General features: G+C 41.9%; 17 protein-coding genes. 10 read left to right on the top strand and 7 right to left on the bottom strand.

What is annotated here, in order from left to right; all coding sequences use genetic code 11:
• The first annotated feature begins 13 nt into the window (after positions 1 to 13).
• Complete coding sequence (locus LZG71_RS28340; RefSeq protein WP_233826302.1) at positions 14 to 730, top strand: L-ribulose-5-phosphate 4-epimerase; 717 nt, start codon at positions 14 to 16, stop codon at positions 728 to 730.
• Positions 731 to 813: 83 nt separating this feature from the next.
• Here the strand turns inward: LZG71_RS28340 and LZG71_RS28335 are convergent, their stop codons facing one another.
• Both LZG71_RS28335 and LZG71_RS28330 read right to left on the bottom strand, forming a co-directional pair.
• Positions 814 to 3,069 (bottom strand): excinuclease ABC subunit UvrA, encoded by a 2,256-nt coding sequence (locus LZG71_RS28335; protein ID WP_233826300.1) that lies wholly within the window; start codon positions 3,067 to 3,069, stop codon positions 814 to 816.
• 62 nt (positions 3,070 to 3,131) lie between these two features.
• Positions 3,132 to 3,998, bottom strand: a complete 867-nt coding sequence (locus LZG71_RS28330; protein WP_233826298.1) for an alpha/beta hydrolase — start codon at positions 3,996 to 3,998, stop codon at positions 3,132 to 3,134.
• 200 nt (positions 3,999 to 4,198) lie between these two features.
• On the opposite strand from LZG71_RS28330, the gene LZG71_RS28325 reads away from it, so the two are divergent.
• The 8 genes from LZG71_RS28325 to LZG71_RS28290 all read left to right on the top strand — a co-directional run bounded on the left by LZG71_RS28325 (position 4,199) and on the right by LZG71_RS28290 (position 9,800).
• The gene (locus LZG71_RS28325; protein ID WP_233826295.1) at positions 4,199 to 4,927 is read left to right on the top strand and encodes an RHS repeat protein; all 729 of its coding nucleotides are present in this window, start codon (positions 4,199 to 4,201) and stop codon (positions 4,925 to 4,927) included.
• 6 nt (positions 4,928 to 4,933) lie between these two features.
• Positions 4,934 to 5,575: a TatD family hydrolase gene (locus LZG71_RS28320; protein ID WP_233826292.1), complete on the top strand. Its 642-nt coding sequence runs from the start codon at positions 4,934 to 4,936 to the stop codon at positions 5,573 to 5,575.
• Positions 5,576 to 6,304: a ThiF family adenylyltransferase gene (locus LZG71_RS28315; protein ID WP_233826289.1), complete on the top strand. Its 729-nt coding sequence runs from the start codon at positions 5,576 to 5,578 to the stop codon at positions 6,302 to 6,304.
• A gap of 95 nt (positions 6,305 to 6,399) precedes the next feature.
• Positions 6,400 to 7,527 carry a polyphosphate kinase 2 gene (ppk2, locus tag LZG71_RS28310; protein ID WP_233826286.1) on the top strand — a complete coding sequence of 376 codons (1,128 nt, stop codon included), beginning with the start codon at positions 6,400 to 6,402 and terminating at the stop codon, positions 7,525 to 7,527.
• A 170-nt stretch (positions 7,528 to 7,697) separates the two neighbouring features.
• A complete protein-coding gene (bla, locus tag LZG71_RS28305; protein WP_233826284.1) occupies positions 7,698 to 8,438 on the top strand; it encodes a subclass B1 metallo-beta-lactamase in 741 nt (246 codons plus the stop codon).
• 42 nt (positions 8,439 to 8,480) lie between these two features.
• Positions 8,481 to 8,810 (top strand): T9SS type A sorting domain-containing protein, encoded by a 330-nt coding sequence (locus LZG71_RS28300; RefSeq protein ID WP_233826281.1) that lies wholly within the window; start codon positions 8,481 to 8,483, stop codon positions 8,808 to 8,810.
• Positions 8,807 to 9,493, top strand: a complete 687-nt coding sequence (locus LZG71_RS28295; protein WP_233826279.1) for a hypothetical protein — start codon at positions 8,807 to 8,809, stop codon at positions 9,491 to 9,493. The genes LZG71_RS28300 and LZG71_RS28295 overlap by 4 nt, the downstream gene beginning before the upstream one ends.
• Positions 9,494 to 9,530: 37 nt before the next feature.
• Positions 9,531 to 9,800, top strand: a complete 270-nt coding sequence (locus tag LZG71_RS28290) for a hypothetical protein (RefSeq protein ID WP_233826276.1) — start codon at positions 9,531 to 9,533, stop codon at positions 9,798 to 9,800.
• 75 nt (positions 9,801 to 9,875) lie between these two features.
• Here the strand turns inward: LZG71_RS28290 and LZG71_RS28285 are convergent, their stop codons facing one another.
• The gene (locus LZG71_RS28285; protein WP_233826274.1) at positions 9,876 to 11,099 is read right to left on the bottom strand and encodes a carboxypeptidase-like regulatory domain-containing protein; all 1,224 of its coding nucleotides are present in this window, start codon (positions 11,097 to 11,099) and stop codon (positions 9,876 to 9,878) included.
• A gap of 600 nt (positions 11,100 to 11,699) precedes the next feature.
• Here LZG71_RS28285 and LZG71_RS28280 point away from each other — a divergent pair.
• Entirely contained in the window at positions 11,700 to 12,221 is a 522-nt protein-coding gene (locus LZG71_RS28280) for a hypothetical protein (protein WP_233826271.1), read from the top strand.
• Positions 12,222 to 12,280: 59 nt separating this feature from the next.
• Here the strand turns inward: LZG71_RS28280 and LZG71_RS28275 are convergent, their stop codons facing one another.
• From LZG71_RS28275 to LZG71_RS28260, 4 genes are all read right to left on the bottom strand, one after another.
• Positions 12,281 to 12,658 (bottom strand): hypothetical protein, encoded by a 378-nt coding sequence (locus LZG71_RS28275; RefSeq protein WP_233826267.1) that lies wholly within the window; start codon positions 12,656 to 12,658, stop codon positions 12,281 to 12,283.
• Between the two features lie 156 nt (positions 12,659 to 12,814).
• Positions 12,815 to 13,432: a response regulator transcription factor gene (locus LZG71_RS28270; RefSeq protein ID WP_233826263.1), complete on the bottom strand. Its 618-nt coding sequence runs from the start codon at positions 13,430 to 13,432 to the stop codon at positions 12,815 to 12,817.
• Positions 13,433 to 13,660: 228 nt separating this feature from the next.
• Positions 13,661 to 15,652, bottom strand: a complete 1,992-nt coding sequence (locus LZG71_RS28265) for a T9SS type A sorting domain-containing protein (protein ID WP_233826261.1) — start codon at positions 15,650 to 15,652, stop codon at positions 13,661 to 13,663.
• 255 nt (positions 15,653 to 15,907) lie between these two features.
• Positions 15,908 to 16,465, bottom strand: a complete 558-nt coding sequence (locus LZG71_RS28260; RefSeq protein WP_233826256.1) for a hypothetical protein — start codon at positions 16,463 to 16,465, stop codon at positions 15,908 to 15,910.
• Positions 16,466 to 16,544 lie beyond the last annotated feature (79 nt).

Raw genomic sequence — 16,544 nt, 5'->3', positions numbered from 1 at the left:
AACGGGCTTTAAAATGTCCGAAAAAAATATGACCTATCAAGCTTTAAAAGAAGAATGTTACGAGGCCAATATGCAATTGCCAAAATTGGGATTGGTGCTCTTCACTTTCGGTAATGTAAGTGCTGTGGATAGAGCCAATGGCGTTTTTGCGATAAAACCCAGCGGTGTACCCTACGAATTTTTGAAACCGTCGGACATTGTGATCTGCGATTTCGACGCGAAAATCGTTGAGGGGGAAATGCGTCCGTCATCTGACACTAAAACCCATGCATTACTTTATAAAACGTGGGATAGCATAGGCGGCATTGCCCACACGCACAGCACACATGCGGTTGCCTGGTCACAAGCCGGTATGGACATTCCTATTTTTGGAACTACCCATGCCGACCATACCCACCGGGATATTCCCTGCGCTCCTGTGCTTACGGACGAAATGATCCAGGGGGATTATGAGCATGAAACCGGACATCAGATCTTTAATTGTTTTGCTGAGAAAGAACTGATTCATACCGAAATGGAAATGGTATTGCTGCAAAATCACGGACCTTTCACATGGGGGAAGAATGCCGAAAAAGCTGTTTACAATTCAGCGGTGTTGGAGGAACTTGCCCGGATGGCTTACCTCACTTTACAGATCAATCCGGATACGGAAAGAATTAAGGATACTTTGCGCTTGAAACATTACGAACGCAAACATGGGAAAAATGCCTATTACGGGCAGGGGTGTTGAAAAGTGAAAAGTAAAAGAGTCAAAAGTGAAAAGTTTCAGACACGCTCTGAAACTTTTCACTTTTCATGTGAGGAAACTTACTTTTACCTTGCTTCACCAGATCTTAAATATTTACTGGTTATTGAGCCTTCCGCATTCATCAGCTGTGCTGGGGTTCCCTCAAATACCACTTTTCCCCCTTTGGTTCCGCCGTCGGGTCCCATGTCAATAATCCAGTCGGCATTCCGGATCACATCCAGGTTATGCTCAATTACGATCATGGTATTGCCTGCATCTACAAGGCGGTTCATGATGGCCAGTAAATGTGTAATATCCGACATGTGCAGCCCGGTTGTAGGTTCGTCCAGTACATACACACTGCCGTTTTTGTGAAGTTCACTTGCCAGTTTTATGCGCTGGCATTCACCGCCCGACAAGGTGCTGAGTGGTTGTCCGAGGGTGAGATAATCGAGTCCAACGTCACTCATTGCCTGCAATTTGTGTAAAATCTCTTTTTGTTTGAAATAATCGAGCGCTTGTTGTACCGTTAATTCCAACACTTCTGAAATTGATTTTCCATCCAGTTTATATGCCAGTACTTCTTCCTTAAACCGTTTTCCTTCGCAAATTTCACAGGGTGATTTTATTCCGTCGAGAAACGCCAGATCGGTATAGATTACGCCGGTTCCCTGACAGTTTTCACAGGCACCTTTGGAATTAAAGCTGAACAAGGACGCACTTACATTGTTTGTCTTCGCAAATGCCTTTCGCACATCGTCCATCACACCCGTATAGGTGGCCGGGTTAGAGCGGGTAGAAGTGCCCACCGCCGACTGGTCAATCACAATCGCTTTCGGATGCTGTTTCAAAAACACCTGGTTGATCAGAGAGCTTTTGCCAGAGCCTGCCACACCGGTAACCACTGTGAGCACGCCCACCGGAATATCCACACTTACATTTTGCAGGTTATTGATCTTCGCATTTTTAACAGAAAGCTGGCCAAGAGGTTTTCTTGTGTTTTCTTTAAGAGGCAACGCTTGTTTGATGTGTCTCCCGGTAAGCGTATCGGCTTTGATAAGTTCGGCGTAACTGCCTTCGAACACTATTTCTCCGCCATTGCTTCCTGCATGAGGACCAACGTCAACGATATGGTCGGCAACTTTAATCACGTCCGGATCATGTTCTACTACAATTACTGTATTGCCTTTGTCTCTCAGTTTACCAAGCAGTTCGTTTAACCGGTGTACATCTCTCGGATGCAAACCGACGCTGGGTTCATCAAAAATATACATGACGTCGATGAGGCTGCTGCTGAGGTGTTTCACCATTTTGACACGCTGTGACTCGCCCCCGGATAAGGTGCTCGTTTCGCGATCGAGACTCAGATATTCCAGACCAATATCTGTCAGATGCTGTAATCTTTCTGATAAAGTGACAACCATGGAAGAAGCAACGGGATCCTTGATCTCTTTTATTAAAGACAATAGTTCTGATATCTCCATCGCAGACATTTCTGCTATGTTTCTGCCATCAATTTTGCAACCAAGTGCAGCCTGACTTAACCTTGTTCCTTTACAAACAGTACACGGCCCAAGCGCAATGTACGGCGTTACCATTTTCTGGGTGCGTTCAGACAAGGTTTTAATATCCCGTTTGATATACGACCGTTCAAATTTCTCAATGATTCCGAGGTAGGTGGCATTCATAGATCCTCCTCCAATCTGCATCTTGAATTTCAGATTTTTACCATAAAGCAAAAGATCCATTTCCTCAGGAGTGAAATCAGAAAGTTTTTTGTCGTTGTCGAAAAAGCCCGAACTGGCGTAACTACTTCTTTCCCAGCTTGCAAACACAGGAACCTGGACGGCCCCCTCGTTGAGCGACTTGGTCATATCCAGAAATGAGTCGGCCACAACACCCATTTTTTTACCTAATCCGCTGCATTCCGGGCACATTCCCTGTGGATCGTTAAAGGAAAATGCGTTTGAATTGCCAATTTGTGGTGTGCCAATTCTTGAAAAGAGTAACCTCAGTACAGGAGCGATATCGGTAATAGTCCCCAGGGTGGAATGAGAGTTGCCTCCCAGCCGGCGTTGGTCTACCACAATGGCCATGCTCAGGTTTTCGATTGCATCGGCGTGCGGTTGGGCATATTTGGGAAGGAAGTTTCTGATAAACATACTGAAATTTTCGTTCAGCTGTCGCTGCGCTTCCGTAGCGATGGTGTCAAACACAATTGAAGATTTTCCTGACCCGGACACGCCGGTGAATATGGTTATTTTCCGCTTGGGAATTCTTAAAGAAACGTTTTTAAGATTGTTTTCACGTGCGCCACGGATTTCGATGTATTCCTGAAACATAGCCTTTTATATTTTGTCAGATTCAGTTAGCATTTTTACTTAAAGGAATATCCATTGCATTTCTATTTGTTTTCATCAGGCTTCTCCGGGTACAGTAGGCGTAATGCGTTGAATACAGCCTGATGCGTGACCGTAGCATGGTTTTCTGCCGGTAGATAGTCAAAATGCACACGGACGTTTTTGCTCCCGATTCCCTTTAATTTTTCTGCCAGAAGATTGGCATCCACTTCCATCACACGTGGTGTTGCTGACGGCGCAAGTCCCTCCTTGCCCACACCAATATAAATGTCCGTTTTTTGCGAAAATCCTTTTTCAGAAACCGATGAAATTTTTGTGAGTAGTGAGCCATTGTTCCACCATAAACTGGGGCTGATGATGATGTATTGGCTGAATAACCCAGGCTTGGTTAATAAAATTTCTGTCGCTAAAAGTCCTCCGAGTGACTGTCCAATGATCATTTTGGAGGTATTGGTCCTGTACTTATTTTCAATGAAGGGTTGTAATTCTTTTTCTAAAAAATGAATGAATTTATCCGAATGACCGGTGGTGGGATAGTTTTTTTTCTCAGCTTCTATGGTTGTTTTATAAGTAAAATCCCTTTTTCTGTCCACATTGGCAATACCAACAATAATGGATTTCGGGACCCGGTTGATCCATGGAAAACTATTGAACTGAAAAAGCCCTGAAATGTGAATAAAATCTTCATCGGCTGAGCCATCGAGCAGATACACAACCGGGTATTTTGTGGTGTCCGTTTTGTTGTAACCTTCCGGCAGATAAATGTTCACAATTCGTTTCTCGGAGAGTTCTTTGGATTCGATCTCGTCGATAACGCCCAGTACAAAAGGTTTGCTGTGATTGGTTGTAGATTGTGCATAAGAAGGCAGAGCTAAGCACAGAGAGAGCAGAAATGGGATCGTGGATTTCATAAATAGTTAATCGTTTTACTAAGGTTCAAATTACCACAGGCAATTCATAATGCCAATTACTGCCGTTTTAATTCTATGAAGTAGGGCAGGGAGTCTTTGACTTTTGTTGCACAATTTGGTACTTTCGAGGCTCCCGTTCAAGCAGCACCCGGAACGAACTCGTTATATCATCCTGAAATATCATTTTAAACTCATCCGAAATGAAACGGTTGTTCGTTACGCTATTTTTCGCTTTTTTAATTTCCTGTACCAAAGAAAATGTCGATCCGACCATTCCCGATGGCTCGCTTTACCAAATTACTGTAAATGGTAAGTTGCATGATAGCTACGAGTACGCGAATGGATTACTGGCGAAGGAAAATCAGTATGGCAGCTGTGATACCCCTTATGCAATTGTTCAATATGCGTATGAAAACGGGAGGCTTCATGCCACTGAATCTGCTATGAGATCACTCTATTCCAGTAGTGCTGATGCGATGTGTAACCCGGACGGGGACTACGAGAAATCGGTGAGGAAAATGGAGTACGATTCACAAGGACGACTGGCGAAAATACAACTTACCAGTACTTCTGTTGCGTATGAGTACAAAAACGATGAGGTGATCAAACGCTACTTTCAGGATGGAAAAGCAACTTCTCGTGTACATTACATGAAATATGATGCAAAGGGCAACCTGATAGAGGAAAGAACACCCGATCCGGTAAACGGTGGTGTTGTTCGTTATGAATATGATAATAAGACGAATCCTCTTCAATTAAAGGAAGGTGTTCACGCACAATCGCCATTCAGAGGCCCTAACAATGTGATAAAAGCCTTTGATGCCAGCGGGAATCAGCTTTTTTATAGAAAATTTACCTACAACGCCGCAGGTTTGCCCGTAGATCTTGATGAAGGGAATGGCTCCATTTTCGTATATCATTATAAATAAAGTGCTGTGTTTTATAACATCCATTCCCATTCATGCAGACAAACGGATGCTTTTTGTATCAGGAATGTACACAGCAATTTTGATCAGGAAATGGACGGGCAATCGGTTAGCCTGGGTTTGCATCCCTGGTATCTGAACAGCACTGATTTTGAACAGCAGTTTGCAAGTCTGAAAAAAAATGCTTCCAGGCCTGAGGTTTTTGCAATAGGCGAATGCGGTTTGGATAAGATTACGCCCACTACCTGGGATTTGCAACTTACAGCATTTCAACGCCAGATTATATTGGCAGAAGAACTAAGTAAACCGATCATTATTCATTGTGTAAAGGCTTTTAACGAGGTTTTATCAGAACTGAAACATGTCCAAATTCCTGTTATTTTTCACGGAATCAATAACAAACTTTCGATCATACAGCCTGTAATGGATGCAGGTTATTATTTATCCTTCGGGAAATCGTTGCTGAGTAGTAATGCCAGTATTCAGGAAACGTTTATAAAAACACCATTAAGCCAGGTTTTTCTTGAAACTGACGATCTGGAGAGCGATATTAGCGAGATTTATAAATTGGCTGCGCAGATTAAGAATGTATCTGAAAAAGAGATCGTTTTGCAGCTCGAAAACAACTTCTCAAACGTATTTAACTCATAAATGGAAGATTTCTCATGGCTATCCCGAACAGCATTATTAATAGGAAACGAAAATCTTGTAAAGCTTAGCAAAGCACATGTACTCGTGATCGGGTTGGGTGGCGTAGGTTCATTTGCTGCTGAATTCGTTTGCAGAAATGGCGTAGGAACAATGACGATCGTGGACGGCGACACCGTTGATCCTACCAACAGAAATCGTCAGTTGCCCGCATTGGCAACCAATCATGGCGAAAGCAAGGCTGATATCATGGCCGAACGCCTGAAAGGGATCAATCCGGAACTCACGCTTCATGTTATTAAAACTTTCATCAATCCGGATGCGGTGTCAGAGATTTTATCTGCTCATTCCTACGACTACATTGTCGATGCGATTGACAGTGTTACTCCCAAAATTACTTTTTTGAAGGAAGCTTTTCAGCGTGACATGCGTATTGTGAGTTCTATGGGAGCGGGTGGAAGAATGGATCCGACAATGCTGAAAGTGGTGGATATCTCGAAAACGTATAACTGCAATTTTGCGCAGCAGGTTAGAAAAAACCTGAAAAAGGAAGGTATATACAAAGGTATTAAAGCGGTGTTTTCCACGGAGGAACAGTTAAAAGAATCGCTGATTTTGACGGATGGGAGTAATTATAAGAAGTCGGCCTACGGAACAATGTCCTATTTGCCTGCGACTTTCGGAGCCGTTTGCGCATCGGTGGTGATACGTGATCTCATCGCTGCGGACTAAAATGGGTCATCATGTTCGCGCATGATGCAGGTCATGTTTTGAAGGAATACTAAATCATAATTTTATTTTCTACCGTCAATAAACACATATTGTCAATGAAGATGCAGAACGAACAAACTCCTGAGAAAAAAGTGAAGAACACCATAGAAGTAAAGCTGGGTGATGTGACCAGAGGCAATACAGTTTCTGCCAAAAAGAAAAATACAGTGAAGGAAATCATTGAGAAGAAAAATGTTCAGGCAATCACTTCCCTTGAAAGCAGGTTGAAGGATGCTGATGATAAAAAGTCATTGATTTTAAGTGTATTAAAAGGGTTTTCGGAAGAAGATAAAGAAGAGTTCCTAAATCAACTGATATCGGACAACGGAAACCAGGAAGGTATGAAAGTACATCCCGACGACGTGCTGTCCAAGAACTGGCAGAACGGGGAATATCCGTATAAAAACCTGATGTCCCGTAAAACATACGAGAAGCAGAAATACGATTTGCAGGTAGAACTATTGAAACTTCAGGCGTGGGTGAAACAGACCGGCAGCAGGGTTGTAATACTTTTTGAAGGCAGGGATGCGGCGGGAAAGGGAGGCACTATCAAGCGGATGATGGAGCATTTGAATCCCCGTGGTGCACGTGTGGTTGCTTTGGAAAAACCGACAGAAGAGGAGAGAGGACAATGGTATTTTCAGCGTTACGTGAAGCATTTGCCGTCAAACGGTGAAATCGTTTTGTTCGACCGTTCGTGGTACAACAGGGCAGGTGTGGAGCATGTGATGGGTTTTTGTACCAAAGCTGAGTACGATGAGTTTATGCGGCAGGTGCCCGAATTCGAGCGAAATCTTGTAAGGAGCGGCATAACGCTGATCAAATTCTGGTTCTCAGTAAGTCGTGACGAACAGAAGCGCAGGTTTAAGGACAGAGAAACGCATCCGCTTAAACAATGGAAATTGTCGCCAATAGACAGGGCTTCTCTGGATAAATGGGCGAATTATACAGCGGCAAAAGAAAAAATGTTTTTCTATACCGACACGTCCGATGCACCCTGGATTGTAGTGAAGTCTAACTGTAAAAAACGTGCAAGGCTTAATGCCATGCGTTATGTACTTCAAAAAATGCCTTACAGCAAAGATTTTAAGAAGATAGGTAAAATGGATCCGCTTATTGTGGGGCGCTCGAATATTATTTACGAAAAAGGCGAAAAAATTCCGGTTGTAGATAAAGAAAACTAAGCCAGGGAAGATTTGCATAGATTTCGCCGGTTTGTCTATAGACCAGCCGTTTTTTTATTTCCATTTTTGGTCAGGAATATTATTAGTTGGGACTTCGTTTCAGGTGTTCGTAAAACGGATTTATATTGCAGTTAGAAAATGAGCTATTTCCTGACTTAAATCATCACAATATGATACAGAAAAACTTTCCAGTCATTTGCCTGCTACTGCTTCTGTTTTCTTGCAAAACAGCCAAATTGAACAGCAAAAGCTATACTTCCAAAAATTTGATAATCGAGAAGGTCGCAGAAAATGTATATCAGCATACGACCTATCTTCAAACTGATAGTTTTGGAAATGTGCCATGCAACGGTATGGTGGCCGTGAACGGAAACGAAGCGATTGTATTCGATACGCCAACCAAAGATTCTGTATCGCTTGAACTCATCAAATGGATAAGCGAAAGTTTGAAATGCAAAGTAGTGGCAGTGATTCCAACTCATTTTCATGAAGACTGTCTCGGCGGGCTGAAAGCATTTCATGACAACGGTATTCCTTCTTACGCCTCAATAAAAACCATAGAACAAGCCAGATTGAATAATTACCCTGTGCCTCAAAATGGTTTTGAAGGGTTGAAAGAATTTAAAGTTGGCAGCACAATTGCAATTGCTGAGTTTAATGGGGAAGGGCACACAAGAGATAACGTGATCGGATATTTCCCAAGCGAAAAAGCGATGTTTGGCGGATGTCTCATCAAGGAGCTCAAAGCTACAAAGGGTTATCTCGGAGATGCCAATGTGGATGCCTGGTCCGAAACGGTCAGAAAAGTTAAAGCGAAATATCCGGATGCGCAGTTAGTAATCCCCGGTCACGGTAAATATGGCGATACCGCACTGCTGGATTACACGATTCAGCTTTTTGAGAAAAAGTAATCCTGAACGTCGTATCTGAATATTCACAATAGGCTACTTTTTATGAGATTTCGTTATCTGTTTTTGTCTTTTATCTTGCTGGCGGCATGTAGTAAAATCCCCACTGTAGACCCGGAAGGTGTTTTAGTAGTAATTCCTTACCCTAGTCCTACGTCTAGTAGTCTTAACATTCATGTACAAAATACTGAATTGAGTGCCTACCTGATTCAGATTTTTGACCCTAAGGCCAATATTGTTCTTGAAGAAAATGTTTCGGCTGGTGATTCGAAGCATAGTTTTTCCGTTGATCTCAGTTCTAGTCCAAAAGGGAGTTATGTTGTTGTTTTGAAAAAGAACGCCGTCGTTTACACCAAAAAGTTTCTTAAAGTATGACGAGGCAAATAACATTACTCATAATATTTACTCTTTCCTTTTTTAATTTAACTGCCCAGGAGAAACCAATGGAGTGGTATGTGAACGCCAGTGTGAACTGTTATATTCCAACCGCTGGTTCAGCCAAATCAGTGTTTCCGGTTTTGGGTTATAACAAGGATACATCTCCTAAGTTACTTATTGGTGGTGTGGGAACGAGTGTGTCCGTAATTATTCCGATAGGTAAGGGGCTCCATTTGAAACCCTATGCGAATTTGCAGAAATTGACCTACTGGGATGACCCGATAGATATCAGAGACGGAGCAGGCGCTTATATGGGTAATTTTCAATCTTGGTCTTCCGACTATACGGTGGGATTAGGGACGCTGATACATTATGATCTGGTAAATCGTCTTTCTCTTGGCGCCGGGCTGGGCTTGCAGGCAATGGTGGTATCCATTTCTCGCATGCCCGACACGTATGGCTATGGTGTACCGGTGGAGTCATCCTTTGTGGTTAACCGTTATTACAAAAGACTGGTGCCAATGGTGCCATTAGAAATTAGCTATAAACTTGATAGAATGTCGCTGAATCTGCGTTATGATGTAGGGTTACTGAATAAACTTAAGGGTAATCTCGGAAAAAGTAAATCCGAAAAGTTTGGAGTACTGGCCTTGGAAGTTGGTTTTAAGATAAGTCGATAAGCAGTTTTGGTCGGATTCTAAATTTCAGAAATTGGGCATGGAAACGAAAACGATCCACTTTACGCTCGTGATAGGCTCGGAAGAATTTCGGATCCAAACTTCCCGCAGTCAGTATCATTCCCTTATGACTTTGATTTCAGATCGTTTTAATCTTGCCGATTTTGGCCTGTGCAGCAGCATGGGAAGCTGTGGCTCCTGCGATGTAGAAATTGATGGAGAAATGGTATTAGCCTGTGAAACTGCCGTTAACGATTCTCTGGCAAACACACGCATTGTGGTCAGCAAATCAGTGATAGCAATTTACTGATTTGAAAAACTTGTGAATTTAAAAGCAGCAATACCAACTGTGAACTAAAACTTTCTGACGGTTTGCTTTATACTGTTATTCTTTACCAGGTTCGTAATCCAGCGGCAACATATCGCCCACTTTTTCCCATCCCCAATAATCTTCAAAAACAAGCGCAAGCGGATCGGAAATACTGCCTGACGTTTCCAATAGTACCTGCTTTTCCTTCATTGAAACAACGGATGTCTGGTATGTTGGCTGGCGTTTTCTGAAAGGACTGGATGCAGCAACATAAGCGGGCTCTTCTTTCTCGCCCGTGTAAACGATCTGAAAATAACCATCAAATGAGAGACTGACATCATCGCCTCGTTCCGAAATATATTCGCTGTAAGAGACACGGGTAGTATCTAATTTTTCCAATATTTTTGGCAAACTGGTTTTTGCAAGGATCTTATTCAAAGGATGGTTTTCAGTGAGTGTGGTGCTATTACCCAGAGCATATAATTGCCTTCGAGCCTCGGCAAATTCCTCTTCCGAAGGTCGGTCTGGGTTAGGGATTCTAATCAGTCGTCGCAGATTATATCCTTCTTCTTCCAGTTTTTGTTGTCGCAAAGTTCTCACGAAGTGCATGGCAGAACCGTTGTATGCTTTCAGTCTGTTTTTCTCCCATCGTTTCTGTTTGGCCTTACTTCCTTTCAGAGGTTCAAAACGGGGGTAGCCTAAATAACTCACATATTTTTGATTGAGGTCGTAGTTGAATTCGACCAGCAAATAGGATACTTTATAACCCAAAACTGGATTTTCGATCACCATCAGATCTTTGGATTCCACTTTCAAAGTGCCATTTACGGGGTCAAAAACAATGATCAGGTTTTCCGGATTAGTCAATTTGCATTGCGAAGCTACTTCACTTCGTCCAAGAAAGTTTGTCTTAAAAAGTTCCAGATTGTCGTACCAGGACGGATCACGTTTGGCTTTTACCGATACAGAGTTTAGCGCCGTTTCAGTTTGAGTTAGTTTGAATAGTATGGCTTGTGGCGATTTCTCAGGCGTAACTTCAATTGGGTGCACAATGGGTCCGTAACCAACCATTGACACCACCATCTCATAACGGCCAGGAGGAAGAGATATTGAAAAACTACCTTTCTCATCCGTGGTTGTACCCATGGTTGTATTGGTGATGAAAATGGTCACAAATTCGAGTGGTTCATTGGTTGTAGCATCGGCCACCCTTCCCGTCACCAGCTTATTTTGAGCAATTCCTGCAAACGAAAGAAGTATTAAAAGAATAGTAAGAAGCTGTTTTCTATGTATGATCATCTGCTGCCGGAGTCTTTGAGAGGGCAAACATACACCAAATCGCTCATATAACTATAATTTTAGTTGTTTTGTTGCCAATGTTTTCTGAACGATCAGATTTTAAAAATCAGAGGATTTTTGCAAAATCCAGCTGAAACCATCACATCAGTATTTTAAATGGTGTTGTGTAACTATTCCAGTATATCATATTGGTGATATGGATGTTTCAGTAGTGAAATTATTCCGGTAGCCGGGATCTGTATTTTGTTTATATGTATTTCATAATTGTATTATTCTAATTAATGTATTGAAGTGTTAAAGAATTTTTTGAGATCATTGTTTTAAATTGTTGTTTTGTAAACTATTGATAAACAATGTTTGTTTTTTAGTAGTTAGCTGGATTGAAAGTGAGATCAGGTAAATTAATTAAAAACATACACATAACTATTTAAAGAACACAAGGACTAATGTTCGGAAGATTCCAGAACATTGTTCGAAAGGGTGATTAGAGGGAAGGGGATGATGGGGTTGTATTATATCGATATTTTCCCTTTTAGCTTTTACACAACTTCTTCTGGCTCCTTTTCTAAAATGCACATACTAATTAATACGCAAAAAATTATGACACAGATACAAAAACACATCAGCAGATCGCCTCTAATGGAATTGAGGAGTTCTATACAAGGATTTATTTCAGAGTACACCAATAAGTATTCTGAGGTATTTGCAGCACTATCACGTCCGGTTGCTCCTTTGGGAGGAAATTTTCTGGAAGGCGGGCATTCTAAAAAGGAAAATAGCAAGGCTAGGTTTTCAGGACAAAACGAAGTTTATAAAAACAGTTATTCTGTACTGTACACGTTAAACGGGCAGTACCATCATGTTGGATGCTCCTCACAGGAGGAAGCGCAATCTACAATGGCCATTTTGATGACTGACGGGAACCGGATTCCGGTTGGAATTTACGATAGTAAAAACGATACGTTCGAATGGGAAATGATCGGACAATATTTTCATAGTCAGGATCCTATCAGTGATCAGCAGGAAAGGCTAAATGAAGTGTTGACAGCCGCGCGTGCATTACGCAGGAGAGATTCCAGCTGGCAGCCTGGTTACCTTCAGCGTCCAAGCTTTTTTGCATAAGACAATATAAATCAACAAAAAGAGGATCTCAAACAGGTCCTCTTTTTGTTGATTTATGGCTATTTTTGTGGCCATAAAACCACTCTTTCTTTCGAATCTCCCCAGATATTTTTCTGATATGCCATTCGTTCAGCGTCGGTCAGGCTCCCCATGTCAAATGGAGTGCCATCGCAATTGTAGCTGACACATCCGATACACGACATATAGGAAAGATAGTAGTTGATCACTTGTTTTTCACGGACGGTTACCATCGTCACGGTCAGGATATTTTCCTGATTTTCATCTTTTGCTTCGTCAATCTTATTTTTCAGCCAGGATAAATTGCGAATCGGATCTTTCACCCCGCAAGCTTCCACATCAGAACCAGAAGAAGGCGTTTTGTCTTTACACGCAGACAGAAACACAAAAATTAGGAGCCAGAAGTAAATTATTTTCATAAATCGGGTTATAAGGGTCAGTTTAACTTTCAGACACAGGATTTGTCTGCGAGGTTGTAAGAGGATTGGATTTTGATGAAAATGTAGGTTGCTAAAGTGGAATTACAGGGTTACTTCAAAGATTGAGCCTGGCTGTCTCCGGAATTAAGGAAGAAGTTAAATGATCAGATGTTTTTTTGCATAGTGCATCAACTCTACATTGTTGTGTACATTAAGTTTCAGATAAATATTCCTGCGATGCGTTTCAACAGTTCGTATACTCAGGTACAATTTTGAAGCAATATCAGCACTGGTAATTCCTTCGCAAATCAATGTAATTATTTCTGTTTCACGACTGGTAAGCCGGCTTTCGGAGATTTTATCCTGTTTTCCGATCAGGCGTCGGAGATAACCATGCGGCAGGTAGGTGCCGCCAGTACGCAATGTTTGTATCGCAGTCGAAACTTCGTCCCAACCTCCACTTTTAAGACAAAACCCGTTGGCTCCAATATTTAGCATTTTCTCTATTGAAGTAATATCGTCCAACATGGAGAGTGCCAGGATTTTTATTGAAGGATGCGATTTTTTGATAAGCGAAGCAACTTCGAAGCCCGTGATGTCAGGTAGATCAATATCCAGCAGGACTATATCCGAATTACAATTTTCAAGAAATGGAATTACACTACGTCCGGTATGTAAAACACCTACAACTTTCAAATCAGTGGTGTGTTCAATCAGGAAGCGAATACCGTCAGTAAAAATTTTATGATCGTCGATGATGAGTAATTTGTTCATAATGTGGGCGGTTGTTAACTAAAAATACACATGTAACCGCCAATAAACGATACCGTTAAGTAAATTTATAACCTCAATAATCCAACAATAGCAACCAGAATGGCCAGGAGTGATACGACAAGCCAGATCAATTCTATTTTTCGTTTTTTCAATCGCATGTCTTTCATTTGTTTGAGTAAATATTCCCGGAAAGCCGTGGCTCTCCGGGAAGTTGGGGCGAAAAGTCCGCTATTGAACAACCAGCTTGCGATATTCGACTTGCCCGTTTTGAAGAGACAACTGCATGACATATATTCCTGGAGGAACCTTGGCAAGCGGAACGTGAATCAAGCTCTGATTTTGCTCCTGTTTTTCCTTTATAACTTGTCCGGTTGCCGAAACGAGCTTGTAAGCCGAAACGGGAATCTTACTCGTGACTGTGACATTTTCATACCCAGGATTGGGGTACAAGCTTATGTCTGAGCGGGCATCCATCTTTACAGAAACAATTCTGGAGTACGCAAAACTACCATCCTGGCGGTCCGTCGCACGGTCTATCATTTTAAGCCGGTACAAATTTTCACCTGTAACAGGAGTCAAATGAGTGTGTGTATAGTTTTGAAGAGAGTTGCTTTCTCTATGAGAAACTACCGAACCAATGTTAACCCATTGTTTTGAATTTACACTGTGCTCAATCTCAAACCGGTCGCTATTGGTTTCTTCGGTGGTCTGCCAGGTTAAGGTTACTGCGTTTTCCTGTTTTTGGGCTTTGAAATTGATGAGGGTTACGGGGAGGGCTGTGGCACCTTCGGTGGTGACAAAGAAGCCGGAGAAGCCCTGCGTGTTAAGATGCACTTCCCAACAGTTTTTTGCTTCATTCCAATTCGAACTTCTACAGGCAACACAACCATAGTCGGTAGCCGGGCCACCCGAATAATTGGCTGGGGTAGCGGGAATTGTCAGTGGAGTTCCGTGTACCTGCCATATCCTTAGGTTGGTTAGCTTGCTTTGCTCTTCGGGCGTACTGTTCGACGGAAGTTTCACAGAGCTTACCGCATTAAAAGCATCGAAATCGGCCTGGGTGAAATACATTTTTATAGAGTACCAAGCGTCTACAGCTTCTGACGGGTTTTGAGGCTCAAAATCAAAATGGCGTTGTAAATAAGGTTGGGAATTGTACAATTTTATGGAGTTGTCCCTTGACACTTTTACTGTCAGGTTTTTACCGAGCATAACGTTTACGTCATTATTGTTAAGCCCGGGAGCAAAGCCTGCAAGTAGCTGACAGTTATCGTCTGTCAGTACATTCAGGCTTTGGACATGTGCTTTAAAAGTCCGTTGTCCTGAATTGGCCAATATAGTTGGCTCCTGAACGGTAAAAGTATAGGTTGAACTGGTTTTTAGTGGACAACCGGATACGGCGAGTTGGGCATAATAACTCGTATTTAGGTTGGTGATTTCTACATTTTTTGAAGTTCCTGAGCCAATTTCGGTTGCCGGGTCTGTGCCTATTTTTTCAAACCAGGTAAGAGTTCCGGCTTCTAAACCTGAACCTGTTGCCTGTACTGTTCGATCCGACCACATGCAAATATTTGTGTTAGGCTCAGTAGAGTTCACAGAGACAAAAGGTTGGACACCATCGGAGCTTATCGTTTCACTGCCAAAACTTTCTACTCCTGCAACAGTACAAGTGGCACAATAATCGCCGGTGGCTGTGATTTGATAAGTATTACCTTCGGCACCGGGAATGAGTACTTTTACATATGGCTCCCAAGCACCGTTTCCCTGTTTTTTATACCATTTGACAATCCCGTTACATCTGGTTGCAGTCAATAATGGATTAACTGTGCAATATGTTGAAGCACTAATTGCTGGATCAATTACTCCGACTGCAGGGAGAACAGTGACAATAATCGCATTGGTATTACTATTGTTTACTTTGTATGTTAATGTGATGTTTTCTGTGCTACTATTAATTGGGGTAATGTAAGTATTGTAAAAATCAGAGCCATCGGATGGAAGTCCTTCTCCATACCATTTAGCAACACTATATTCGTATTGCCCATTAAGTTTTATTCTTTGACCTGATTTGATAGTGACCGTATTGGGTATACTATAAGTATTAGGTGATAAAACAATACCTGATGGTTCTGTGGCATACACGGCATAAACATTTTGCGCCAGACAATTGTTTTTGACTACAAAATTGAATAGTACGAATAAAAGTAAAATACGTTTCATAATCCAGAATTTTAGTAAAGTGAGAAAATGTGCAGGGTAAATATCCGGCGTGCGGATACTATACAAAGTTGGTTTTAACTATAACCCGGTTCAATACCGTGAACCGGGTATATGTGTAGGTAGAATTACGTGGTTTTGGTTAAGTATGACCAAATTTCCATAAACCGCCAGGGTTCGGCAATCACATAAATTGATGATTTTGGGAGTTGGATGGGCTTCTCATGCTTGGACAGCGTGAGTGTGATGGCTGTTTTTTTAATTTGAGGTAGCTGTACATTCACAAACGTTTGCTTTGACCAGAATGAAAAGTGCAATGGCGAAGACAATGAAAAATAATACCTTGAAAACCGATAAAATGATGTTGAGTCTCGTTGTTTCGTTGGGAATTTTGTTTTGTGAACTTGTAGTTTTTAGGTTACCAAGATACCAAACCAAATTGAGATAGATAAGGTGCTTGTCTCGGATGTAATTGGCTCTATTCCAGCTAGTCTGGATGTGTTTGCCATAAGAGGTTAGCATGAATCTGCCATAAATTGCAGCTGCAAATCCTGAAAGTGAAATAAATGCAATAATTGATGGGCTTTGCCAGCTTGATGTTAAAATCCCATAGTCCTTTACAAGGTAACCGAGTATTGATGCCAGTCCTGTGTACAGAAAAGAAGCAATAGTCCACATTTTCTGCTTAATATCGGCTGCATCCTGCTGGAAATGTTTCCAAAGATCAAGATAATCTGCATCTGATGGTATAGCTGTTTTGGGTGTCTTGCCTTTGCCCAGGAAGGTACTCTGAGGTGGTCTAGAAAAGCGGCACACTTTTTTGCATAAATTTTGCAAAAATGGAGAGTCAAAAAGCGAACAAAGGACGTCGCAGTTACGAACCCGATTTTAAAGC

This window comes from Dyadobacter sp. CY312 (genome assembly GCF_021390535.1).
Taxonomy (GTDB): Bacteria; Bacteroidota; Bacteroidia; order Cytophagales; family Spirosomataceae; genus Dyadobacter.
Note: the sequence above shows the minus strand (reverse complement) of the source record. Positions and strands in the feature narration are given on the sequence as shown.

Bases quoted from the DNA above. Each gene is read 5' to 3' on its own strand.
- LZG71_RS28340 (WP_233826302.1), top strand. From the start codon at position 14: ATGTCCGAAAAAAATATGACCTATCAAGCTTTAAAAGAAGAATGTTAC.
- LZG71_RS28335 (WP_233826300.1), bottom strand. From the start codon at position 3,069: ATGTTTCAGGAATACATCGAAATCCGTGGCGCACGTGAAAACAATCTT.
- LZG71_RS28330 (WP_233826298.1), bottom strand. From the start codon at position 3,998: ATGAAATCCACGATCCCATTTCTGCTCTCTCTGTGCTTAGCTCTGCCT.
- LZG71_RS28325 (WP_233826295.1), top strand. From the start codon at position 4,199: ATGAAACGGTTGTTCGTTACGCTATTTTTCGCTTTTTTAATTTCCTGT.
- LZG71_RS28315 (WP_233826289.1), top strand. From the start codon at position 5,576: ATGGAAGATTTCTCATGGCTATCCCGAACAGCATTATTAATAGGAAAC.
- ppk2 (WP_233826286.1), top strand. From the start codon at position 6,400: ATGAAGATGCAGAACGAACAAACTCCTGAGAAAAAAGTGAAGAACACC.
- bla (WP_233826284.1), top strand. From the start codon at position 7,698: ATGATACAGAAAAACTTTCCAGTCATTTGCCTGCTACTGCTTCTGTTT.
- LZG71_RS28300 (WP_233826281.1), top strand. From the start codon at position 8,481: ATGAGATTTCGTTATCTGTTTTTGTCTTTTATCTTGCTGGCGGCATGT.
- LZG71_RS28295 (WP_233826279.1), top strand. From the start codon at position 8,807: ATGACGAGGCAAATAACATTACTCATAATATTTACTCTTTCCTTTTTT.
- LZG71_RS28290 (WP_233826276.1), top strand. From the start codon at position 9,531: ATGGAAACGAAAACGATCCACTTTACGCTCGTGATAGGCTCGGAAGAA.
- LZG71_RS28285 (WP_233826274.1), bottom strand. From the start codon at position 11,099: ATGATCATACATAGAAAACAGCTTCTTACTATTCTTTTAATACTTCTT.
- LZG71_RS28280 (WP_233826271.1), top strand. From the start codon at position 11,700: ATGACACAGATACAAAAACACATCAGCAGATCGCCTCTAATGGAATTG.
- LZG71_RS28275 (WP_233826267.1), bottom strand. From the start codon at position 12,658: ATGAAAATAATTTACTTCTGGCTCCTAATTTTTGTGTTTCTGTCTGCG.
- LZG71_RS28270 (WP_233826263.1), bottom strand. From the start codon at position 13,432: ATGAACAAATTACTCATCATCGACGATCATAAAATTTTTACTGACGGT.
- LZG71_RS28265 (WP_233826261.1), bottom strand. From the start codon at position 15,652: ATGAAACGTATTTTACTTTTATTCGTACTATTCAATTTTGTAGTCAAA.